This is a genomic window from Solidesulfovibrio fructosivorans JJ] (assembly GCF_000179555.1).
Classification (GTDB): Bacteria; Desulfobacterota; Desulfovibrionia; order Desulfovibrionales; family Desulfovibrionaceae; genus Solidesulfovibrio; species Solidesulfovibrio fructosivorans.
This window is the reverse complement of record NZ_AECZ01000002.1, coordinates 73,893-97,454: the sequence shown is the minus strand read 5'-3', so window position 1 is coordinate 97,454 and position 23,562 is coordinate 73,893. Positions and strand designations below refer to the sequence as shown.

The window sequence follows — 23,562 nt, the reverse complement described above, 5'->3', positions numbered from 1 at the left end:
CCCATTCCCCGGCATCGGGGGGCCCGGGGGCGGCAGCCCCCCGGCGGGGTCCGGGGCGGCGCCCCGAGTCTCCTCGGCCGCTATTACCCGGCGACCACCGCCCGCACCTTGGCGAAGGCTTCTTCGATGCCGGCCGGATTGGTGCCGCCGGCCTGCGCCATGTCCGGACGGCCGCCGCCCGAGCCGCCGACCGCCGCCGCCGCTTCTTTAATGAGCGCCGGCGCGGTGAAACGGCCGTGCAAATCCTTGCTCACGGCCACGATGAGGCTCACCTTGCCGCCGTCCTGCTCGGCCGCGATGGCCACGACCCCGGACGGAACCTTGCTGCGCAGATCGTCCATGGCCTCGCGAAGCGCCTTGATGTTCGGCGCGTCGACCTTGGCGCAAAGCACTTTCACCCCGCCGATCTCCTCGAGGCCGGAGAGCAGGTCGCGCCCCTGGCCCGAGGCCAGCTTGGCGGCGAGCTGTTCCTTTTCCTTGGTCAGAGCCCTGATGTCGTCCTGAAGCTTCTTGATACGCCCGGGCAGCTCCCCGGCCTTGGCCTTGGCCGCGTGCAGGCTTTCGTCCAGCTCGCCGCGCATCTCGCGCACGTGCTTGATGGTGTTGAGCCCCGTGGCCGCCTCGATGCGCCGCGTGCCGGCGGCAACGCCCGATTCGGCGAGAATCAGGAAGCTGCCGGCCTGGCCGGTGGCGGAAAGGTGCGTGCCGCCGCAAAATTCCATGGACACGCCCGGCACCTCGACCACGCGCACCGTATCGCCGTACTTCTCGCCGAAAAGCGCGGTCGCGCCCTTGGCCCGGGCCGCCTCGAGGGGCAGGACCTCGGTCGTCACCGGCGCGTCGAGGAGGATGGCCGCGTTGACCTCGTCCTCCACCCGGGAAAGCTCGTCCGGGGTCATGGCCGCGATGTGGGTGAAGTCGAAGCGCAGCCGGTCCGGGGTCACCAGCGACCCGGCCTGGTTGACGTGGCTGCCGAGCACGTTTTTAAGCGCCTTGTGGAGCAGGTGCGTGCAGGTGTGGTTGCGGGCGGTCGCGGCGCGAACGGCCGTATCCACGGCCAGATCGGCCTCCTGGTCGAGCAGGATTTCGCCCGCGGCAATCGTTATGTGGTGCGCGGTCAGCTCCGGGCCGGCCTTGATGGTGCCGGTCACCGTGGCGTTGCCGGTCAGCGTGGTGATGGCGCCCACGTCGCCGGCCTGGCCGCCGGATTCGCCGTAAAACGGGGTCACGGCGCACACGGCGTAGCCGGTCTCGCCGGCGGTGAGCCGTTCCACGGCCTGACCCTCGGCGGAAATGAGCGCGTTGACGCGGCTTTGGGCCGTAAGCGTCTCATAGCCCACGAACCGGGACTTCATGCCGGATTCGAGCAGCTCCAGGAACAGCACCGCCGGATCGGTCTCGCCGCTGCCCTTCCAGGCCTTTTTCGCCCGGGCCTTCTGCTCGGCCATGCAGGCCTTGTAGCCGTCCTCGTCGGTGGTGATGCCGCGCTTGCCGGCCACGTCGTTGACGATGTCCAGCGGGAATCCGTAGGTGTCGTAGAGTTTGAAGGCGAACTGTCCGGTGATGGTCTTTTCGCCGGCCGCCTCCATGCGGTCGAGCTCCTCGGCCAGGATGGCCAGCCCCTTGTCCAGGGTCACGCCGAAACGCTCCTCCTCCTCGCGCACCATGCGCTCCATGAAGTCGCGCGTGGCCACAAGCTCGGGGTAGGCGTCGCCCATGACCTCGACCACCGTGCCGGCGGTCTTGAACAGGAAAGGATCGGACAGGCCGATGAGCTTGCCGAAACGCAGGGCCCGGCGAATGAGCCGCCTTAGCACATAGCCCCGGCCCTCGTTGGAGGGCATGACCCCGTCGGCCACCAGAAAGGCCACGGCCCGGCTGTGGTCGGCGATGACGCGAAGGGCCGTGTCCTGCTCGTCGGTCGCGCCGTAGGTCACGCCGGCAATGGAGGCCGCCGTGGCGATGATGGTCTGGAACAGGTCGATGTCGAAATTGGAGTGCACGCCCTGGACCACGGCGGCGATGCGCTCGAGCCCCATGCCGGTGTCGATGCTCGGACGCGGCAGGGCCACGCGCTCGCCGGACTCCAGCTGGTCGTACTGCATGAACACGAGGTTCCAGATTTCCAGATACCGGTCGCAGTCGCAGGTGCCGATGCCGCAATCGGGGCCGCAGGAAACCTCCTCGCCCCGGTCGTACATGATCTCCGAGCAGGGGCCGCAGGGGCCGGTGTCGCCCATGGACCAGAAGTTGTCCTTCTCGCCCAGCCGGTAGATGCGGTCCGGGCTGAGCCCGGCCACCTTCTGCCACAGGCCGAAGGCCTCGTCGTCGTCCTGGTAGACCGTGGCGTAGAGCCGGCTTTTGTCCAGGCCGATGACCTCGGTCAGAAAGGTCCAGGCGAAGCGGATGGCGTCTTCCTTGAAGTAGTCGCCAAAGGAAAAATTGCCGAGCATCTCGAAAAACGTGTGGTGGCGGGCGGTGCGGCCGACGTTTTCCAGATCGTTGTGCTTGCCGCCCACGCGCAGGCACTTCTGCGAGGTGGTGGCGCGCTTGTAGCCGGGCTTGTCCTGGCCGAGAAAGACCTTCTTGAACTGGACCATGCCGGCGTTGGTGAAAAGCAGCGAAGGGTCCTCGCGCGGGATCAGCGGGGAGGAGGCCACTTTCTGGTGACCCTGGGCAGCGAAGAAGTCCAGGAACTTGGCGCGGATTTCATGAGCCGTCATCATTGTCGTATGCCTCCGCTGGAGGGGGAGCCCGAAGCGGCGTCGCCCTCCGGGACCTCCCCACCGGGGGGAGTCTCCCCCCCGGCCCCCCTTTCATAAGAAGGTCAGGGTTATGGTTTCAATGCGCATTCGCCCTTCGCGGGGCCAAAAGGGATTCGACGGGCACGCCAACGCGTTGGCGCACATCGTCGAATCCCTTTTGACCCCAGGCAGGGGGCGGGGCCGGGGCAGGACACCCCGGCTTTTCCATTACATGCCGTCTTCTTCCTCGATGGCCTCGGGGGAGATGGGCGGCGGCGTACCCTCGGCGAAGCCCAGGTGCTCGAGCAGCTTGCCTTCGATCTGTCCGCGAATGTCGGTATGTTCCTGGAGAAAGGCCCGCACGTTGTCGCGGCCCTGGCCCAGACGTTCGGAACCGAAGGAGAACCAGGCCCCGGACTTGTCCACGATGCCGGCGTCCACGCCCATGTCGATGAGCTCGCCCTCGCGGGAAACGCCCGTGCCGTAAAGGATGTCGAACTGGGCCTCGCGAAACGGCGGCGCGACCTTGTTCTTCACCACCTTGACCCGGCAGCGGCTGCCGTAGGTCTCTTCCTTGTCCTTGAGCGTCTGGATACGGCGGATGTCCAGGCGCACGCTGGCGTAAAATTTGAGCGCGTTGCCGCCGGTGGTGGTTTCCGGGCTGCCGTAGCCGGTCATGCCGATCTTCATGCGGATCTGGTTGATGAAGATGACCGAGGTCTGCGACTTGTGGATGGTGCCGGTCAGCTTGCGCATGGCGTGGGACATGAGCCGCGCCTGGCCGCCGACCTGGGTCTCGCCCATCTCGCCCTCGAGTTCGGCCTGGGGAATGAGCGCCGCGACAGAGTCGATGACCACCACGTCCACGGCTCCCGATCGCACGAGCAGGTCGGCGATGTCGAGGGCCTGCTCGCCGTAGTCGGGCTGGGAGATGAGCAGTTCCGGGGTATTGACGCCGAGCCGCCGGGCGTAGTTGACGTCCAGGGCGTGTTCCGCGTCGATGAAGGCCGCCGTGCCGCCGAGTTTTTGCGATTCGGCGATGATGTGCAGGGCGAGCGTGGTTTTGCCCGAGGATTCCGGGCCGTAAATCTCGGTGATGCGGCCTTTGGGGATGCCGCCGATGCCAAGGGCCAGATCGAGACCGATAGAGCCGGTGGGGATGGACGGAATCTTCACATGGGCCGCGTCGTCCAGGCGCATGACAGCGCCTTGGCCGTGCTTGCGCTCGATGGTGGTGAGCGCGGTGGCCAGGGCTTCGTTACGGAAATCTTCCGGGGACTGGGCTGGTTTGCGGGCCATTTGCCGACTCCTGCAAAAAGTGTGGGGCGCAAAGGGTGTTTTAATAGCAAAATCCCTGCCGACCGGCAACTTCGGCGACGCCGGCCGCGCCCCTTGCCAGGCGGCCGGCGAACCCTTAGCTACGCCGCATGAAATCCTACCACGCCCTGGCCCTTTTCTCCGGCGGCCTCGACAGCATATTGGCCGTCAAAACCGTCATGGCCCAAGGGCTCGACGTGTTGTGCCTGCACTTTGTCAGCCCCTTTTTCGGCAAACCCGACAAGATCGACCATTGGAAAAACATTTACGGACTCGACATCGTCCCGGTGGACGTGTCCGACGCCTACGTCTCCATGCTGGCCGCCAGCCCGGCCCACGGCCTGGGGAAATTTCTCAACCCCTGCGTGGACTGCAAGATCCTCATGCTGCGCCTGGCCAAGGAGCTGCTGCCGACCTACGGCGCGTCGTTTGTCATCTCCGGCGAGGTCCTCGGCCAGCGGCCCATGTCCCAGCGCCTGGACGCGCTCAACATCATCAGCCGCGACTCGGCCACGCGGGGACTGCTCCTGCGGCCGCTTTGCGCAAAGCGCCTGCCCGAAACCGAGGCCGAAACGTCCGGGCTCGTGGACCGTACGCGGCTCCACGCCATCTCCGGACGCGGCCGCAAGGATCAGATGGTCCTGGCCAAGACCTTCGGCCTGACCGAGATTCCCACCCCGGCCGGCGGCTGCCTGCTGACCGAGGAGCCCTCGGCCAAGCGCTTCTTCCCGCTTTTCATCCACAAGCCCGCGCCCACGGCGGCGGATTTCGCCCTGGCCAACATCGGCCGGCAATACTGGACGGGAAACCGCTGGCTGGTCATCGGCCGCAACCAGGCGGACAACGCGCGCCTGGAAGCCATCCTCGACCCGGACGACCTCGTCTTCAAGGTGCGCACCCTGCCCGGCCCCCTCGGCGTGGCGCGGAAACTTCCCGGCGCGGTCTGGGACGCGGCAACCGTCGCCGACGCCGCCGCCTTTTTCGCCTCCTTCAATCCCAAGGCCATGGCCATCCCCGGAGACGTGCAGGTCGACGTGGCCGGCGTCGACGACTCGCCGGTCAAGGTGACGCCGTCGCGCGCCACGCCCCTTGCCTGGAGCGAACCCACCTGGGAAGCGGCCAAGGAAGGCAAACGCGCCCGTTTCACCCAGCACGGTGTGGGGGGGAGATAGAAGAGGATGCGAGAGGGGAACCCTTTTTGAAAAAAGGGTTCCCCTCTCGCGCTCTCCCCTCCCCAAAACTTTCGATAGTTTCTCCAAGGCGGGAAGGCGGATCGACGACGATACGCCCTGTGCATCACCATCTTCTCCGAGCGCGGCATGCCATTCCAGAAAGCCATTTGTCCCTACGACTGTCCCACCACCTGCGGCCTGCTGGTCAAAACCGACGGCGAACGCATCGTGGGCGTGCAGGGCGACCACGACGCCCCCGCGCCCCACGGCAAGATCTGCGCCAAGATGCGGCGCTACGAAAAATCCATCCATGCGCCGGACCGGATTCTCACGCCGCTTACGCGTGTCGACGCCAAAGGGTCGGGCCGTTTCGCGCCGATTTCCTGGGACGAGGCCATTGCGGCCATCGCGGCGCAATGGCGACGCGCGCTTCGCGAATCGGGGCCGGACTCCATCTTGCCGTTTTACTACTCGGGGGTCATGAGCCTAATCCAGCGCAACTGCGGCGACGCCCTGTTCAACAGGATGGGAGCGTGCTCCCTGGTCAAGACCCTGTGCGCCTCGGCCAAGGGCGCCGGATACGCGGCGGTGGTGGGCAAGACCGGCTGCCTCGACCCCAGGGAACTCGACGACAGCGATTTCTTCCTCGTCTGGGGCGCCAACATGAAGGCCACGCGGCTGCAAGGCATGGCGAACCTGCTCAGGGCGCGAAAACGCGGCAAGCGCGTCGTCCTTATCGAAAGCTACGCGCAGGATATGGCTCCCCACTGCGACCAGGTGGTGCTGATCACCCCGGGCACGGACGGGGCCCTGGCCCTGGCCATGATGCATGTCCTGGTCGCGGAGAACCTGGCCGATTTCGATTTTCTGGAAAAGGAAAGCCTCGGCTTCGAGGAATTCAAGGCCTCCCTCGCCGCGAGCACGCCGTTATGGGCGCAGGGCGTGACAGGGGTTCCCGCGCGCGTCATCGTCGCCCTGGCAAGGGAGTATGCCGCCGCGTCCGCGCCGGCCATCATTTTGGGCAGCGGCAACTCGCGCCACGGAAACGGCGGCATGACCGTGCGCCTGATCACCATCCTGTCCGCGTTCACCGGAGCCTGGAAGCGCCGGGGAGGCGGGCTGTGCGGCTGCGATCCCGGCGGCGGCCCCTATGTGGACGCAAGGCGCATCACGCGCCCGGATTTGCGAAAAAACACCGCGCGCAGGGTCAACATCAACAAGCTGGCCTCGGCGCTTCGTCCCGGGCAAACGCAAACGCCGATCCGTTGCCTGCATGTGTATGCCAGCAATCCGGTCGGTTCGGTCTGCGACCAGCAAGGCATCCGGCGCGGGCTGCGCAACCCGGAACTCTTCACCGTCGTGCACGAGCGGTTCATGACCGACACGGCGCGTTATGCCGACATCATCCTCCCCGCCACGTTCTCGGTCGAACACACCGATTGTTACAGCTCCTACGGCTACTGCACCTTCGGCACGGCCTACAAGGCGATCCCCGCCCCGGGCGCCTGCAAAAGCAACTGGGACATCTTCCGCCTGCTCGCCCAGGCCATGGGCTATACGGACAGCCATTTCGATCGCGGCGAGGAAGCGCTTCTCGAAGAACTGCTGCGCCATCCGATGCCCGCGTTGCAGGGGCTTTCCGACGGGCAACGGGAGACGTTGCGACGCGGCGGGCTGGTATCAGTCCCGTATGCCGATCACACCGCCTGGAAAACGCCGTCCGGCAAGATGGAAATCGTCAATAGCGCCCTGGCCGCGCCCCTGCCGGGGTATCGGGAGAACCACGGCGGTCCCTATCCCCTGCGGCTCATCGCCGCGCCGAGCGTCGAGACGCTCAACTCCGTTTTTCTGGAACGCGAGGGACTGGTGACGCGTCGCGGGCCGATGACCCTGGCCATGCACCCCGGGGATGCGGCCGCGCGCGGCATTGCCGACGGCGATGCCGTCACGGCGCATAACGATCTCGGGGAGGTGCCCTTCGTCGCCCGCGTCACGCCCCTGGTCGCCAAAGGCGCGGTCGCCGCGGCCGGCATATTCCGGGCCAGCCAGTCCGCCAACGGCAATCTGGTCAACACCCTGCACCACGAGCGCCTCTCGGACATCGGCGAGGCCACGACGCTCAACGACAACACCGTCGAGGTGCGACGGGCGTGAGGAAGCGGTCGCGCCCGCCGCGCTAACCGATCTCCCGCAGGATGTCCCGGGCGGCGGCGAGGGGATCGGGGGCCTTGGTGATGGGGCGGCCGACGATGATGTGCGTGGCTCCGGCGGCGATGGCCGCGGCCGGGGTGGCGGTGCGGGTCTGGTCGTCCGGGGCGCTGTCCAGGGGACGGATGCCGGGGGTGGCGATGACGGGCAGGCCGCCGAGACGCCGGCGCAGGGCTCCCGCCTCCAGGGGCGAACACACGACGCCGTCGGCTCCGGCGGCGAGCGAGGCCTCGGCCCGCACCCTGGCCAGGTCGACCAGGGACCCGGCGTAGCCGGTCTGCTGCAATTCGTCCTGGCCGAGGCTCGTCAGCACGGTGACGGCCAGGACCTTGGTCGCGCCCTTGGCCTTGGCCGCCGCCTCCACCACCTGCGGGTAGCCGTGGACCGTGGCCAGGGCGATGTCGTGGCCGGCGAGCTGGCGCGTGGCCAGGGCCACGGTCTGCGGGATGTCGTGGAACTTGAGGTCGAGCATGACCTTGAAGCCCCGCTTGGACAGCGCGTCGCACACGGAAAAACCGGCGTCGAGAAAAAGTTGCAGGCCGACCTTGAAAAATCCCACCGCCGGGGCGAGGCGGTCGACCATCTCCAAGGCCTCCCGCGCCGTGGGCAGGTCCAGGGCCACGATGAGGCGGTCGTCGAAGCGGTGCGGCTGGGGCATGAAAAACCTCTGGTCAGATTTTGGCGTAGCGTTCGATGCGTTTCTTGTAGGCGACGATGCCGTCGGCCAGCCCGTCGGCCAGCTTGCGCAGGTAAGCGTCTGAACTCAGGCGCTTGGCCTCGGTGGGATTGGTGATGTAACCGAGTTCCACCAGCACGGCCGGCATGTTGGCCCCGATGAGCACGAAAAAGGGCGCTTCGTGGGGTCCCCGGTCGCGGATGCGGTACTTGCCGCGCAGTTCGCTGACGGTCCGCTTCTGCACGAATTTGGCCAGGTCCTTGGACTCGGACGTCTTGGACGACAGCATCAGGTCGCTTAAAATCGCCTGGAGATCGCTGATCTTTTTCTGGGAGGCGGCGTTTTCCCGGGCGGCCACGCGCACCGCGTCGCGCGAATTGGCCAGGTTCAGGGAATAGGTCTCGAGCCCCGAGGAACCGGGGTCGCCGTGGGCGTTGCAGTGGATGGAGACAAAGAGGTCCGCGCCCTGGCTGTTGGCCATCTCCGTGCGCTTTTCCAGGGGGATGAACACGTCCCTGGTGCGCGTATAAAGGACCTTGAAGCCCCGCTTGCGCAGTATCGCGCCGAGCTCCTTGGCGAATCGCAAGTTCACGTCCTTTTCGGTCACGCCGTAAAGCCCCTGGGCGCCGGGGTCCTTGCCGCCGTGTCCGGGATCGATCATGACGGTGCGCACGGAAAGGCCGAGCTGCTCGACCAGGCTGCCGAGGTTCTTCTTTCCGGCCGCCGACGGTGTCAGCGGCTTGCGGTCCGCCTTTTCCGGCGCGGCCTTGGCCACCTGGGCCTTTTTGCCCGAGGCCGCGTCCTCGTCCGCCGATTTGGCGGACTTGCCGCCCCGTTTGCCCGAGGCCTCGGCCCGAAACTGGCCTTTGCTCCCGCCGCCGGATTCGCCGTCCAGATCGAGGACGATGCGAAACGGCCCGTCCTCGGAATGGATCTCGTATTGCCGCACCCCGTCCAGTTCGAGGACCACGCGCACGGTATCCGGCGTGAAATAGCCGGCCCGCAGCCGGGACACCACGCCTTTGGCGAAGCGCTTTTCCGAGGGAATGGCGGAGCCGGTGCGGGTGTTGTCCAGGTCGATATAGAGGAGCTTGACCTGCTCGCCGTCCGAACGCTTCTGGTCGAGCAGCTGGTAGCGATAGGTCGTTTCCCGGTCCAGGGTCAGGGTGAGCCTGCCGCCGGCGGAACCCGTTTTGACCACCGCCCGCCTGAGCACGGCCGGCCGGGCCGAGGTGGCGGGAGGCGGGCCGGAGGACTTCCGGGCCTCGGCGGCCTTGGCGCTTGCCGAGGCTTTGGTCGGGGACTTGTCCGGGGCTTTGGCCTTGGCCGGCTCCGGCTTGTCCTTGGCGGCGTCGGCCTCCGCCGCGGCCAGAAGCTTTTTGGCCTGGTCGGCCATGTCGCCCTTGGGATGGTCGCGCAGGATGCGGCGCAAATCCGCCTTGGCCGCGTCGGGCTTTTTGAGGTGCTCGGCCAGAATATCCGCCCGGCGCAGCAGGGCGTCGTCGCTCCAGGCATGGCGCGGGTAGGCCTTGGCCACCCGGGCGTAGAGGGAAGCGGCCGCCTCCCAGTCCGCGTCCAGGTAGGACCGCTCCGCCAGCTCGGCGTTGGTCCAGGCCTCGTAATAAAGAATCTTGGCCCCGAGCGGGTCCTTGCCCGCCGCCTTGGCCAGGGCGGCCAGCTTGGCGTCGAGCGCCTTCCACAGGTCGCGCCGGTCCTTGGAACCGGGATCGTCGCGCAGGGCTTTGAATTCCTTGACCGCCGCCTGATAGCCCGCGGCCACGCCCGCCGCCCGAACCGCTCCCGCCGCCAGAAGCAGCGCAAGCGCCACGACCGCCAGGATCCCGCCCAGCCGCCCGAAAAACGCCGTCATTCGTACCACGCCGGCAGCCTACTCCACAGTGACGCTCTTGGCGAGGTTTCGCGGCTGGTCCACGTCCTTGCCCAGGTAGTCGGCCATCTCGTAGGCGAAAAGCTGGAGCGCCGGCAGCATGAGGAAGGTGGACAGCGGGCCCCAGGCCGCAGGGATTTCCCAGGGGTGGTCCACGTCGAGGTCGGCCCCTGGCTGGGTCAGGGCGATGATCTTGCCGCCGCGCGCCTGGACCTCCTGGAGGTTGGACTTGACCTTGGGATAGAGCCCGTCATGGGGAGCCAGGGCGAAGGTGGGGAACTTGGGGTCGATCAGCGCGATGGGGCCGTGCTTCATCTCGCCGGCGGCATAGCCCTCGGCGTGGATGTAGGAAATCTCCTTGAGCTTGAGCGCCCCCTCGAGGGCCAGGGGATAGCACAGGCCGCGTCCGAGAAAGAGAAAGCTCCTCGCCTCGGAGTAAACCCGGCACAGCTCCTTGGCCCGCTCCCGAAGCGCCGGCAGGATGCCGTCCAGAAGCGCCGGCAGTCCTTCCAGGGCCGGCACGCAGTGCGCGGCCACATCCGCCGGCAGCACGCCCTTTTTCTGGCCAAAGACCATGGCCATAAGCGTGAGGAGCGTGAGCTGGGAGCACATGGCCTTGGTCGAGGCCACGGAAATTTCCGGTCCGGCCTGGGTATGGACCACCACGTCGGCCTCCCGGGCCACGCTCGAGCCGACCACGTTGCAAAGGCCGATGACCCGCGCCCCGCGCGCCTTGGCCAGATGCATGCCGGCCAGCGTGTCGGCCGTCTCGCCGGACTGGCTGATGGCCAGCACCGTGTCGCCCGGACCGAGGACCGGTTCGCGGTAGCGCAGCTCCGAGGCGATCTCCACCCGGGTCGGGATGCCGGCCCACTGCTCCATGAGGTACATGCCCCACAGCCCGGCGTGGTACGAGGTGCCGCAGGCCACGATGAAGAGGCGCTCGGGAGCGTCCATGGCCTCGAGCTCGGGCAGCGCGACCCGCTCCGAGCCGCGCTGCACCCGCCCGGCCAGACAGTCGGCGATGACGCGCGGCTGCTCGAAAATCTCTTTGAGCATGAAATGCTTGAACCCGCCCTTCTGGGCGGCGCTGACGTCCCAGGAGATGTGCTGCACCTCCTTTTTCACCGGCGCGAGCGTGGCCACGTCCAGGACCTGCCAGGAGCCGGCGTCGATGCGGGCCATCTCGCCGTCGTCGAGAAAGACCACCTCGCGGGTGTAGGGCAGAAAGGCCGGGATGTCCGAGGCCAGGAAATTCTCGCCCACGCCCACGCCCATGACCAGCGGCGACTGCTTGCGGGCGGCGTAGAGCATGCCCGGGTTGTCGCGGCTGACCACCACGATGGCGTAGGCGCCCTCGACCCGGGAGAGGGCCTTGGAGATGGCCTCGGCCAGGGAGCCCTTTTCCTTATAGTAATGGCCCACGAGCTGGGCCAGGACCTCGGTGTCCGTCTCGGAGGCGAAGCGCACGCCGGCCGCGGCCAGCTCTTTCTTCAGGTCCTGGTAGTTCTCGATGATGCCATTGTGGACCAGGGCGATGGAGCGGGAGGCGTCGCAGTGGGGATGGGCGTTTTTTTCGATGGGCAGACCGTGGGTGGCCCAGCGGGTGTGGCCCACGCCGGAGGTGGCCAGGTAGACGTTTTGGGCGGCGAGCTTGGTCTCGAGGTTGACCAGCTTGCCTTCGGCCCGGACCGTAATGAGGTCCTTGCCCTGCAGAAACGCCACGCCGGCGGAATCATAGCCACGGTATTCCAGCCGCTTGAGCCCTTCGACGATGACCGGAACGGCCGGCCGATGCCCGCAGTACCCGATGATGCCGCACATACGCTCTCCCCGCCGATGGTAACATCAGGCGTCCGTTTGGCTTCGCGAAAGCCGCCTGCCGGCGTTTTCCGAAGCGGTCTTGCACTTCCTGTCGCGTCCCTTGAAAAGACGTCCGTATCTTCAGAAAAAAACAACTATTCGAATAGATTATCCCGGAAAAGAACAACTGTTCCTTTTAAGGACACGTCACATCCGGGGAAACGCGCCGGCCGCCTTCGGCCCGCCGTCCCGCCGGACGCCCGGGCGTCCGCCCGCGCCCGGATTACGTTGTGGCCACCTGTAGCCCGCCTTGCCCGGCCTTGCAACACGACCGCCATGTTTCCCGGTTCGGGGCATTTCCTCCCGGGCACTTTTTTTGCGGGTAAATATTACCCTGTCACAAAAGTTGAGAAACTTTGACTCAACACTGTTTCCGGTTGTGACAAAAATTCCCATTACCGATAACAAATTGTTTTTTCAAGCAATAGTCTGAATTTTCACCACCCCCCCGCCGAAATTCCTTGGAAAATCAAGATGGCCAAGTCCCACCGCGCGTCCCACAACCGCCACATGATTTTATATCATACTGAAATATAGCATTATTTTTTTCGGATCGGTATTTGCCATAGGCGAAGCATCCAAAACGGCCCCCGGGACGCGATGGCGCGAACCCGGCCCGCGGCCGGCGCGTCGGCTTTCGCGCCAGGCCCGGAAACTGTCGGAGACAGCGCCGCTTAAACGCGGCGGCGCGGCGGCTTCACGACGTAAACGCTTGGTGTAATGGGAGGAGTGAGAAACGCTTAACCAGTAACGGTGGGGGGAAGTGATGACGCTGGCTATTTTGATCGCCATATCCTTGATGTGGCTGCCTGTGGCCCTGCTCTTTCTCGGCTACGGCGAGGCCAAGGGAACGGGCGCCATTTGCGGCTTAGTGGGCATCTGCGTCGTGATCGGCGCTTTTGTCAACGCCATCCAAAACGATGCGTTCACGGCTGGACTGCTTTTTGCCCATGGGCTCCTGTATTGTGTCGTGGCCTACGCCTTGCTGACCGGGCTCGACAACCTGCGTTCCGTAGGCAACGTAAGCTTGACCGTGGCCATCATTTCCTTCATCTATATGTTGCTCTACTACCACGTCAAAGGCAGCAATTATTTCACGCTGGCCTGTGCCGGCTACACCGTGCTGACCCTCGAAGTGTGGCTGAATGCCTACGGGAAACTGTCGGCCAAGCTTCTGGCGTGGTCGCTGATCATATGGGTCCCGGTCGGGCTTTACATCCCGGCCTTTTTGTTACTCGCGGGCAAGCCGCTGCCTTTCTAGGCTACGGCCGTCCGGGACCCGGGCCGCGCGGCGGCCCGGGTCCGTCGCGTTTTCCAAGGCGTCGGTTGGGGAATTGGGAAACACTCGCCACGGAGGAGGGAACATGAAACGTCTTTTGTGCATCATCGCGGCCGCGCTCATGCTCACGGCCGCCGTCCGCGCCCAGGCAGCCACCGAAGTGCGGATGACGGGCGATGCGCTCGTCTACGGCAACTTTTTCGCCAACCGGAACTTCACCGGCTGGAACACCGCCAAATGGACCAACGAGGCCGGCAACATCCGGCCCGCCGGATCCCAAACGGAGGACCGCTTCGAGATCTGGGAACGCTTCCGCCTGCGTTCCGATTTCATCGCCAACGAGGCCGTCAAGTTCCGCCTGGGCATCCTCGTCGAAGACGTCTGGGGCCATGGCACCTTCACCGCCGCCAACCCGACCGTGGCCGTGGAAGTCTACCAGGCCTACCTGCAGTTCAAATGGCCGGGCTGCGACGTGCAGATCAGCGCCGGTCTCCAGCCGGCCTCCATCCCGCAGTCGTCCTTCTTCGCCGGCAGCGTGGTCTTCGATGAAAACGTTTCGTCGCTGATCATCACCGCCCCGCTGATTCAGGACCACCTGTCCATGGTCCTGGCCTACGTGCGCACCATCGCCAGTGACCGCACTTACGCCCCGACCACCACCTCGATCTACTCCAACGAGGAAGGCTACATGCTGGCCCTGCCGTTCACCATGGACGGCTTCAAAGCCACGCCGTGGGCCCTTTTCGGCGTCGGCGGCAAGGGCGGCCACTACCTGACCGAAGCCGGCTGGGCCGAGGGCCTCATTTCCTCGGGCCTTTTCAGCATGGCGCCCGTGGGCTGGAAGAACAACTTCATCACCGCCATGTGGGCCGGCACGACCCTCGAGGTGCTGGCGCTCGACCCCTTCAAGTTCTACGCCGACGTGATCTGGGGCCAGCACGGCATGAACGAGTACGCCAAAAACGTGCGTAACGGCTGGTTCATCGACGCCGCGGCCGAGTACACCGGCTGGGACGTGCTCACGCCCCAGGCCTTCGGCTTCTGGTCCACCGGCGAAGACAGCTCCACCAGAAACGGCTCCGAGCGCATGCCGAACTTCTTCCCCGGCTCCGGGCGCGGCGGCCAGCACGACGGCGGCACCATCTCCTGGAACGCCGGCAACAGCTTCCTGTTCGACGGCGGCCAGGAACTGGTCAAGGGCTCCAACATGGGCATCTCGCCCGTGGGCAACTGGGGCTTTGGCGCGTCGCTCAACAACATCAGCTTCATCGAGAAGCTGACCCAGCGCTTCACCTTCGCCTACGTCCACGGCAACAACTCGGCCAAGGCCATCCGCTACGCCAACTTCGTTCTCGGCAGCAATCCCATCTTCCAGATGGGCCGCGACCTGACCGACAAGGAGTGGGTCATCGGGCTCAACTTCGACAGCAAGTATATGCTCTACGAAAACCTGGCCCTGATCCTCGAGACCGGTTGGGCCCATCCGAGCCAGTTCCAGAAGAACGTCTGGGGCCGCCGCCTGGCCAACAAGGCCGAAGACGCCTGGAAGGTCTCTTTCGGCTTCAAGTACACGTTCTAGACGTCCGCATCGCCACGACCGACGCCGGCCGGGCCCCTTCTGGGGCCCGGCCTTTTTTGCGCGGAAGGGACGCGCCGACCTTTTCTTGACATTCCCGGCCCAAACGACATTGTGGCTAAAACACTCGGAGGCTTGCCATGACACGCCGCGCCGTCGCCCTGCTCGCCCTGTGCCTTGCCGTCTTCCTGGCCCCCGCCGCCCACGCCGCCGGCCCCGCCACCCCAGAGGAGGCCGGGCTGGTCGACATCGCCACCGTCGCCCCGGACATCCGACTCGACATGCGCTACGCCACACCGGACAATTTCACCCATGTCGCCGTGTACCCGGCCGCCCGCTGCTTCCTGCGGGCCGACGTGGCCAAACGGCTGGCCAGGGTCCAGGCGAATCTCGAAAAAGAGGGCCTCGGGCTCAAGGTCTTCGACTGCTACCGGCCCTTTTCCATCCAAAAAAAGTTCTGGGCCCTGGTGCCCAACGAGGACTGGGTGGCCAAGCCCGTGGAGAAAAACGGCAAGCCCGTCTCCGGGTCCAAGCACAACCGGGGCGCGGCCGTGGACCTGACCCTGGTGACCGCCACGGGCCAGGAAATGCCCATGCCGTCCGGATTCGACGATTTTACGGAAAAGGCGCGGCGCAACTACGCCGGCGGAGACCCGGCCGCCCGGGCCAACGCCAAGCGGCTGGAAGCGGCCATGGCCAAGGAAGGCTTCGAACCGCTGCCGTCGGAATGGTGGCATTTCGACGGCCCTGGCTGGAAGGGCTACGAACTGCTCGACGTGCCCATCAACTGACCCTTCTCGGACCCGGGGCGGGGGATCAGGGGGAAGAACACCTCGAACAGGCTTCCCCGCCCCACGGCGCTCGTCACCAGCACCGCCCCGCCGCAGCCCTTGACGATGCCGTGCACCGCGGCCAGGCCCATGCCCGTGCCCTGGCCGGGCTTTTTCGTGGTGAAAAAGGGCTCGAAGATGCGGTCGCAGATATCCGCCGTCATGCCGTGTCCGGTGTCGGAGACCCAGAGCTTGGCGTACGGTCCGGGCGGCAGCTCGGTCAGCGGCGTGCCGGCGGCGAGGCACGGCCCGAGGGGCCGCGGCGGCTCGGGAATGGCGAGAAGCCCCACCTCCAGCACCCCGCCTTCGGGCATGGCCTGGGCGGCATTGAGGCACAGGTTCATGAGCACCTGATGGATCTGGGCCGGATCGGCCTCGATGGTGAGCGCCAGCTCCGACACCCGCTGGCGGATCTCCACCCGCTTCTCGATCATGCCCCGGGCCAGTTTGAGCGTCTCCTTGACCAGCGGGTTCAAAGGCAGCGGCCCCACGGTCAGCTCGCCCTGGCGGCTGAAGGTGAGGAGCTGGCGCACCAGGTCCCTGGCCCGCTCCGAGGCCCGAACCACATCGGCCAGCGGCTTTCGCAGCGGGTCCTTCCAGGGGATGTCGGCCAAAATCATCTCGGTATTGAGCAGGATGGGCGTCAGGATGTTGTTGAAGTCGTGGGCCACGCCCCCGGCCAAAACGCCGATGGCCTCGAGCTTTTCCACTTGCCGCAGCCGCTTTTCCAGGCCCATCTCGTAGGTCATGTCGCGCACGAGCATGATGTGGTTGGTGATCTGCCCGGCGGCGTCGCGCACCGGGGAAATGAGCGTTTCGGCCACGCCCTCCTCCCCGTCCGAACGGGGCAGGCGCAACCGGCCCGACCAGCGAAGGCCGAGCCCCAGCATCTTGCGCACCGACTCGCCGAGAAAGATGCCGAGATGGCGCTCCAGGTCAAGTCCGCCCGCCCCGCCCTGGCCGCCGACAATCTGGGCGAAGGCCGGGTTGGCGTATTCCAGGCGGAAATCCCGGCTGACGATGACCAGCCCCTCGGCGCTCTGGTCCACGGCCGAGACCAAAAGCATGCGCTCTTCCTCGGCGCGCTTGCGATCGGTGATGTCCCGGGCCGCGCCCTCGACGCGCTGCAGCCGGCCCGACTCGTCGAGCACCGCCCGGGCGTTGATGGACACCCAGACCGCCCGGCCGTCGCGGCGCACCACCTGCATCTCGAAATCGAACACCCGCCCGTGCTGGGCGAGCAGGCGCAAAAATTCCAGCCGGTCCTGCTGCCGGGCCTGGATGCGGGAAAAAAGATCCCCCTGCTCGAGCAGGACCTCCTCGGGCGAGGCAAAGCCGAGGATGCGGGCCAGGGCGGGATTGCAGGCGGCCATGGCCCCGTCCGGATCGAACTGGAAGATGCCCTCGGCCGAGTGCTCGAAAATGTCGCGGTACTTGGCCTCGCTGCGTATGAGCTCCCGTTCCATGCGCCAATAGGCCGTCACGTCGCGGCCCATGGCCTGGTATTCGCCGACGCGCCCGGCCTCGTCGAAAATGGCGCGCACCGTCCAGTTCAGGCAGCGCTGATGGCCGTCGGGCAGGGTGAGCATATGGCGGACATCCACCACCGGCGCGCGCGGCGTCAACGCCAGGATGCGCTCCCGCAGCCCCTCCCCCTCGGGCACGTCCTCCAGAAACAGACTGCCGAGCATGTCCTCCACGGGACGGCCCGCGATCCTGGCCACGGCCCGATTGACGAACACCCGGCGCAACCGGGCATCGAGGCGCACCACCAGCTCGGTCTGGTCCTCGACGATGGCCTGGTAGCGACGCCGGCTGGCGTCGAGTTCGCGCTGCGCCCGGCGATGGGAGGTGATCTCCGTAAACAGGCAGCACACGGCATCCACGACGCCGTCCTCGCCGACCAGCGGAAGCAGCGTGGTCTGAAAATTCCGCTCGCGCCCGTCAACGGTGCGGCGCACCTCTTCTTCCCGCATCGCCCCCCGGTCGAAGACCTCCAGGGCCGTCGCCCGGAAACGGGCGAATGCCTCGGCGTCCATGCAGTCCGCCATGGGCCGGGAAAGAAGCTCCCTCCGCCTGCGGCCATACCACCGCTCAAAGGCGCGATTGATGTAAAGAAAGCGGAAATCGCGGTCCACCACGAAAACGGCCGCAAAGGCGCATTCGACCGCCACGGCCAGTCGACCCGGATCAAACGTCCCCACGGCCGGGGAAAACACGCACACCGCGCCGGCCGACGCGCCGCCGTCCCCGGCCAGGGGAGCGCAGGCCGCCCGCGCCCCCTGGACGGGCGTGTCGCCGCCGTCGCACGGACAGCCGGGACACCGCGCGTTCCGGCCGAAAATCACCCGGTGGCAGGCCGCCCCGGGGACCTCCAAGAGGTTGCGGCCCGACGCATTGCCGCGCACAAAAACGCGCGAGGCGTCAAGGACCGCCACCCCCTCGGGCAATCGCTCCACCAGGGTGCGGGTCGGCTCATCCAGGAGCGCCCGGGGCCCCTCACTTGCCAGGGATCGTGCGAGTCGGATCGGCGATGCCGGCGTCATTGGGCGAATACCACTTGCGGGCCGGGCCCTTGGGCAGGGTGACGCCCTTGGCGATCTTGTCCTTCTCATAGGTGCGGGCCAGTTCATCGAGATCGACGGCGTCCGGCTCGGCCAGGACCCTGGCCGCCGGGGAACCATACCTGATGGAATAATAGGCGAGCTTGAGGGAACCGGCCGCCGGATCGAACTTGAGCTTGACCTTGAGGTCGCCCTTGCGCCAGCGCAGAATCTCGGTGCCCCCCTCGGTCATGATCGACGGCTTGCCGAATTCAGCGGTCAGCCGCTTGGCCAGCGCGGCATGGCCGATGATGCCGTCCAGACGCACGTAGGCCGCAAACATCCGACCCTGGACGAACCCGTAAAAAACCACCGGCGCCTTGCCATTGAGCCTGTAGGGTTCATTGAGGTTCACGGCGTAGTTGATGTCGCCCACCGTCTTGAGCTTCATAAAGGACGGCAGCGCGGCAAGCCTGCTGCCGAAAGGCGTTCCGGCAAACCCCTCGCCCCCCTTGGCCCACGTCGTCTGGCCCAAAGCCAACACCATGACCAGCGCCGCCACAAATGCTCCCCAGCGCATATCCCCTCCTTGCTGTCCATTTTTCGGCACCCTACCGTCGCTTCTGCGGCGAACGCAAGACGTGGCGGCAAAATAACCCGCCTGGCGACTGGCTTTTCAGGCCGATCTCGACTATCCTGAAATTTATGTAGTCCCGTGCCGGTCGGTTGTTCCCGCATGGAAAAAGTACTTATCGTCGAAGACAGCAAGGTCTTTGCCCGCATTCTCATCCGCAAGATCGAGGATGAACTGTTCTTCAATGTCTGCTGGGCCTCGAATTTCGAAGAAGCCCGCTACATCCTTGAAGAAAATCCGGACAATGACACATTTTTCGTCGCCCTGCTCGACCTGCACCTCCCGGATTGTCCCGACGGCGGCATCGTCGATTACGTCATCTCCCGGGGCATCCCCTCCATCGTCTTCACCGGGGACGTGGAATCCGAAGTCCGCGACCGCGTCTGGGCCAAGAAAGTCGTGGACTACGTGTCCAAGGAATCCCCGGACAGCCTCGATTACCTGTGCTCGCTCGTGCGGCGCATCTCGCTCAACAAGTTCGTCCATATCCTCGTCGCCGACGACTCCCAGACCGTGCGCCACCACCTCGTGCGCCTGCTTACCGCCCACGAATTCATCGTCCACGAGGCCGACGACGGCCCCTACGCCCTGTCCGTGCTGGAGCGCCACCCCGAAATCAAAGTCGTCATCACCGACTACTTCATGCCCGGCATGGACGGCGTGGAACTCACCCGCCAGATCCGACGCCGCAAACGCAAGGACGAAGTGGCCGTCATCGGCATCTCCGCCTACGGCAACACCATCCTCTCCGCCCGGTTCATCAAAAACGGGGCCAACGATTTCCTCAACAAGCCCTTCTCCAGCGAGGAATTCTACTGCCGCGTCACCCAGAACCTGGAAATGCTCGAATACATCCAGAAACTGCGCGAGACCTCCATCCGCGACCCGCTGACAAGCCTCTACAACCGCCGCCACTTCTTCGAAACATCCAAGGATTGCTACAAGCGCCTGGCCCGGGGCGAAGAACCCATGACCCTGGCCATGCTCGACATCGACCACTTCAAACGCGTCAACGACACCTACGGCCACGCCGTGGGCGACGAAGTGCTCAAGCACGTGGCCCACGGCCTGTCCAACCGCTTCCGCGGCCGCGATATCGTGGCGCGCCTGGGCGGCGAGGAATTTTGCGTGCTGGCCATGGGCCTGGAAGGACAACAGGCCCTGGCCGCCTTCAACGACCTGCGCAACAGCATCGAACGCTCCAAAGCCAAAGCCGGCAACATCTCCGTCGGCGTCACCATCAGCATCGGCCTGTGCGACAAGCCCAAAGGCTCCATCGAAAACATGCTCGCCGACGCCGACGCCGCCCTCTACAAAGCCAAACGCACCGGCCGCAACCGCGTCGTCTGGGCGGATTGACGAGCGGCCAGGGAGGCTCCGCCTCCCCGGCACCCCTTCGCCAGGGGCTCTGCCCCTGGACCCCGCCGGGAGGCCACGGGCCCCCCGGTCCCCCCGTCCGGTGTGCTTTGGCTAGACGGGGGGGGGGCGGAGGCTTGCCGGTAAGGCGGAGTGCGGAGAAGATGGAGGCGGAATTCGTCGGGACGATGCCGCCGCTACGCGGCAGGCTCGTCCCAAGCAAATTCCGCCTCCACCACGCCGTCGCCCCTTCGGGGCGAACTTTTCAAATCTATCCGTCTTGTTCTTGAAATGCGGCGCTTCGCCGCTGGCGTGGTTGTTGCCACAATCGCGTCCGGCGTCGAGGCGCAAAGCGCCTCGTGCCGCCGGGCCTATTGCGGCAACAAGATCAACCCAACCCACCCCGCACCGTCTCCCCGCTTTTCCACCCACCATCCCGGCCCGGTAAAGGGAGGTCCGGAGGGCATAAGCCCTCCGGCGGGGTGCGGGGGCAGAGCCCCCGCCGGGGTCTGGGGCGGCGCCCCAGCCTCATTGCCTCATGCCGGCTCCATCATCCCTCACCGGGCCGGACGCAGAAACACAACGGCCAAAGGCGGCAGGGTAAGGTTGAGGGAATAGGGGTGGTCGAAGCTTTCGATTTCCTCGGCCATGACCGCGCCGGCGTTGCCGAGGCCGGAGCCGCCGTAGAGCTTGGAATCGCTGTTGAGCAGTTCGGTCCACAGGCCGGGGATAGGCACGCCGATACGGTAGCTGGCGCGCGGCACGGGGGTGAAGTTGAGCGCCACGAGCAGCACGTCGGCGGGGTCTTTGCCGCGCCGCAGAAAGGCCAGGACGCTGGCTTCGGCGTCGCGGTAATCGATCCATTCAAAGCCTTCGGGCTTGAAATCGCGCTGGTGCAGGGCGGTTTCTTCCTTGTAGACCCGGTTTAAGTCCGCGACCCATTGCATGACCCCCTGGTGCGGGGGGGAGTCGAGCAATTCCCATTGCGGTTCGGCGTCGTGGTTCCATTCCTGCCATTGGCCGAACTCGCCGCCCATGAAAAGCAGCTTCTTGCCGGGATGGCCGAACATGTAGCCGTAGAGCAAGCGCAGGTTGGCGAAGCGTTTCCAGTCGTCGCCGGGCATTTTCCGAAGCAGGCTGCCTTTGCCGTAGACCACCTCGTCGTGGGACAGGGCCAGGATGAAATTCTCCGAAAAGGCGTACCAGATGCTGAAGGTCAGTTCGCCGTGGTGGTATTTGCGAAAGATCGGGTCGCGGGAGAAGTAGCGCAGGGTGTCGTGCATCCAGCCCATGTTCCACTTCATGCCGAACCCGAGTCCGCCGAGGTATGGGGGACGCGACACCATGGGCCAGGAGGTGGATTCCTCGGCCATGGTTTCGCAGCCGGGGAAGCGGCTGTAGACCATTTCGTTGAGGCGTCGCAGGAAGGCGATATTATCCAGGTTCTCCCGGCCGCCGTGGATGTTGGGAATCCATTCGCCCTCACGGCGGGAATAGTCGAGGTAGAGCATGGAGGCCACGGCGTCCACGCGCAGGGCGTCGATGTGGTAGTTCTTGAGCCAGAACAGGGCGCTGGAGATGAGGAACTCGCGGACCTCGTAGCGGCCGGTATTGAAGATGTAGCAGTTCCAGTCCGGGTGGTAGCCCTTTTTGGGGTCGGCGTGCTCGTAGAGGTGGGTGCCGTCGAAAAAGGACAGGCCGTGGCCGTCGGTGGGAAAATGGGAGGGCACCCAGTCGAGGACGACACCGATGCCGTTCTGGTGGAGCCGGTCGATGAGCGCCATGAAGTCCTGGGGTGAGCCGAAACGGCTGGTGGGGGCGAAGTAGCCAAGCGTCTGGTAGCCCCAGGAGCCGAAGAAAGGGTGCTCCATGATGGGCAGGAACTCCACGTGGGAAAAACCGCAGCGCAGCACGTGTTCGGTAAGATGGTCGGCCATCTCCAGGTAGGACAGGGACCGGTAGCGGTCCTCGTGGACGCGCCTAAACGAGCCGAGGTGCACCTCGTAGATGGAAACCGGCGCGGAAAACCCGTTTTTCTCGTGGCGCGAGGCCATCCAGGTCGCGTCGTTCCACTGGTAGTCGAGGTCCCAGACGATGGAGGCGGTGCTCGGCGAGGTTTCCCAGTAGAAGGCGTAGGGATCGCCCTTGTCGGCCCGGTAATCGCCCACGCTCGATTCGATGTGGTACTTGTAGTGCGCGCCCTTGCCGAGGCCGGGGATGAAGCATTCGTGGATGCCCGAGGCGTCCTGGCGCGGGGCCATGAGGTGTTTGCCCGGCTCCCAGCCGTTGAAGTCCCCGATGACGGACACGGTTTTGGCGTTGGGGGCCCAGACGGCGAAATGAACGCCCGGTTCTTCTTCCACGGTCAGGGCTTGCGAGCCGAGCTTCTCCGGCAAGTCGAAGTGGTTGCCCTGCTTGAAAAGATAGATATCCTGGTCTGTTAAGCGGGAAACATCGTGTCTGGGCGGCTTGGCGTCCCACATGATGGCGCATCTCCTTTGCGGCCTTGCCGAAAGCGGGGGAAGGTCCTGGCGGCTTTTCCCGCCAAAGGGTTTCCGGAGCAAGGCGGGAAGGTTAGTCGAAGGTGAGGGACAAGCCCGCACCGACTTCGTTTACGGGCAGGACCCGGCTTAAGGCCAGGGTGGCGGCGAACCCGGTGCAGTGGCAGGGATAGAGGGCGGCGACGCCGGCCTCGGCCAGCCAGGCGGCCACGGCGTCGATGCGGTCGGGCGCGGCGTCGTGGAGGTGCAGCCCCCCGATGATGGCCGACACGCGCCGTTCGCCGGTCACTTCCCGGGCGTGGGCGACGATGTTGCAAATGCCGGCATGGGCGCAGCCGGTGATGATGACGAGACCTTTTTTCCCAAGATAGGCCAGGGCGGAATCGTCGGGGAGCAGGTCCGGGACCGCGCCCTTGAGCGTGACGCGCACGCCGAGGGGCGTCGGCGCTTCGAAGGGAATGCGGCGGGGAATCTCGCCCAGGAAAAAGAGCCAATCCGTCAGGCGCAAGGGCTCGCGGGTCAGGCGCATGGTGAAGTGGTCGCCCAGGGCTGTCTCGGAGACCATGGAGCCGATGAACATGCCGCTGACGCGTTTGGGCAAAAAGGCATCGGGATGGGCCACCAGGAGCGGCCGGGAACCGACGCGGCCCTCGCAGGCGCGGTCGTTGAAAAGGGAGAGCAGATGGGCCAGGCCCCAAGTATGGTCCAGGTGGCCGTGGGACAGGGCGACCACGTCGAGTTCGCCCAGGTCGATGCCGAGCCGGGCGGCGTTTTTGCACAGCACGTCGGAATAGCCGCAATCGAAAAGCACCCGCCGGCCGCCGTCGCGCAACAGCAGGGAAAAGCCGGGCTCGCCGAGCAGGTAGCGGTCAATGAGCGTATTGTTGTCCACAACAATGGTCAGCTTCATGTTCTTCGAAAAGCCATCATATTGGAAAAAAGTCAAGGAATTCCTGGACAAAGCATCCCCTGTCA

At 65.6% G+C, this 23,562-nt stretch carries 15 protein-coding genes; 6 read left to right on the top strand and 9 right to left on the bottom strand.

Annotated elements, in window-relative coordinates; translation table 11 throughout:
- Positions 1–83 precede the first annotated feature (83 nt).
- Positions 84–2,726 carry an alanine--tRNA ligase gene (gene alaS, locus DESFRDRAFT_RS01935; protein ID WP_005990593.1) on the bottom strand — a complete coding sequence of 881 codons (2,643 nt, stop codon included), beginning with the start codon at positions 2,724–2,726 and terminating at the stop codon, positions 84–86.
- Positions 2,727–2,972: 246 nt separating this feature from the next.
- A complete protein-coding gene (recA, locus tag DESFRDRAFT_RS01930) occupies positions 2,973–4,043 on the bottom strand; it encodes a recombinase RecA (protein WP_005990592.1) in 1,071 nt (356 codons plus the stop codon).
- Positions 4,044–4,171: 128 nt separating this feature from the next.
- Between recA and DESFRDRAFT_RS01925 the strand changes: the two genes are divergently transcribed.
- Positions 4,172–5,233: an adenine nucleotide alpha hydrolase family protein gene (locus DESFRDRAFT_RS01925; protein ID WP_005990591.1), complete on the top strand. Its 1,062-nt coding sequence runs from the start codon at positions 4,172–4,174 to the stop codon at positions 5,231–5,233.
- A gap of 147 nt (positions 5,234–5,380) precedes the next feature.
- Positions 5,381–7,387: a molybdopterin-containing oxidoreductase family protein gene (locus tag DESFRDRAFT_RS01920; protein ID WP_005990590.1), complete on the top strand. Its 2,007-nt coding sequence runs from the start codon at positions 5,381–5,383 to the stop codon at positions 7,385–7,387.
- A gap of 22 nt (positions 7,388–7,409) precedes the next feature.
- Here DESFRDRAFT_RS01920 and pyrF read toward each other — a convergent pair whose 3' ends face one another.
- Genes pyrF through glmS form a run of 3 tightly spaced genes read right to left on the bottom strand, consistent with a single transcriptional unit; the run spans position 7,410 to position 11,829 of the window.
- Entirely contained in the window at positions 7,410–8,099 is a 690-nt protein-coding gene (gene pyrF / locus DESFRDRAFT_RS01915; protein WP_005990589.1) for an orotidine-5'-phosphate decarboxylase, read from the bottom strand.
- Positions 8,100–8,112: 13 nt separating this feature from the next.
- Complete coding sequence (locus DESFRDRAFT_RS01910) at positions 8,113–9,987, bottom strand: N-acetylmuramoyl-L-alanine amidase (protein ID WP_043793603.1); 1,875 nt, start codon at positions 9,985–9,987, stop codon at positions 8,113–8,115.
- 18 nt (positions 9,988–10,005) lie between these two features.
- Positions 10,006–11,829 carry a glutamine--fructose-6-phosphate transaminase (isomerizing) gene (gene glmS / locus DESFRDRAFT_RS01905; RefSeq protein ID WP_005990587.1) on the bottom strand — a complete coding sequence of 608 codons (1,824 nt, stop codon included), beginning with the start codon at positions 11,827–11,829 and terminating at the stop codon, positions 10,006–10,008.
- Positions 11,830–12,634: 805 nt separating this feature from the next.
- Between glmS and DESFRDRAFT_RS01900 the strand changes: the two genes are divergently transcribed.
- The 3 genes from DESFRDRAFT_RS01900 to DESFRDRAFT_RS01890 all read left to right on the top strand — a co-directional run bounded on the left by DESFRDRAFT_RS01900 (position 12,635) and on the right by DESFRDRAFT_RS01890 (position 15,514).
- Positions 12,635–13,129, top strand: a complete 495-nt coding sequence (locus tag DESFRDRAFT_RS01900; RefSeq protein ID WP_005990585.1) for an AmiS/UreI family transporter — start codon at positions 12,635–12,637, stop codon at positions 13,127–13,129.
- A gap of 103 nt (positions 13,130–13,232) precedes the next feature.
- Positions 13,233–14,726, top strand: a complete 1,494-nt coding sequence (locus tag DESFRDRAFT_RS01895) for an outer membrane homotrimeric porin (protein ID WP_005990583.1) — start codon at positions 13,233–13,235, stop codon at positions 14,724–14,726.
- 137 nt (positions 14,727–14,863) lie between these two features.
- Positions 14,864–15,514, top strand: a complete 651-nt coding sequence (locus DESFRDRAFT_RS01890; RefSeq protein WP_005990581.1) for a M15 family metallopeptidase — start codon at positions 14,864–14,866, stop codon at positions 15,512–15,514.
- Here the strand turns inward: DESFRDRAFT_RS01890 and DESFRDRAFT_RS01885 are convergent.
- Complete coding sequence (locus DESFRDRAFT_RS01885) at positions 15,484–18,099, bottom strand: PAS domain S-box protein (RefSeq protein WP_005990579.1); 2,616 nt, start codon at positions 18,097–18,099, stop codon at positions 15,484–15,486. The two genes, DESFRDRAFT_RS01890 and DESFRDRAFT_RS01885, sit on opposite strands and share 31 nt — an antisense overlap.
- Entirely contained in the window at positions 18,053–18,676 is a 624-nt protein-coding gene (locus tag DESFRDRAFT_RS01880; RefSeq protein ID WP_005990577.1) for a hypothetical protein, read from the bottom strand. Before DESFRDRAFT_RS01880 ends, DESFRDRAFT_RS01885 begins: the two co-directional genes overlap by 47 nt.
- A 156-nt stretch (positions 18,677–18,832) precedes the next feature.
- Between DESFRDRAFT_RS01880 and DESFRDRAFT_RS01875 the strand changes: the two genes are divergently transcribed.
- Positions 18,833–20,089 (top strand): response regulator, encoded by a 1,257-nt coding sequence (locus tag DESFRDRAFT_RS01875; protein WP_005990575.1) that lies wholly within the window; start codon positions 18,833–18,835, stop codon positions 20,087–20,089.
- A 554-nt stretch (positions 20,090–20,643) separates the two neighbouring features.
- On the opposite strand, the gene glgB is transcribed toward DESFRDRAFT_RS01875, so the two are convergent.
- Positions 20,644–22,569 carry a 1,4-alpha-glucan branching protein GlgB gene (gene glgB, locus DESFRDRAFT_RS01870; RefSeq protein WP_005990573.1) on the bottom strand — a complete coding sequence of 642 codons (1,926 nt, stop codon included), beginning with the start codon at positions 22,567–22,569 and terminating at the stop codon, positions 20,644–20,646.
- Between the two features lie 91 nt (positions 22,570–22,660).
- Positions 22,661–23,497 (bottom strand): MBL fold metallo-hydrolase, encoded by an 837-nt coding sequence (locus tag DESFRDRAFT_RS01865; RefSeq protein WP_005990572.1) that lies wholly within the window; start codon positions 23,495–23,497, stop codon positions 22,661–22,663.
- Between the last annotated feature and the right edge of the window lie 65 nt (positions 23,498–23,562).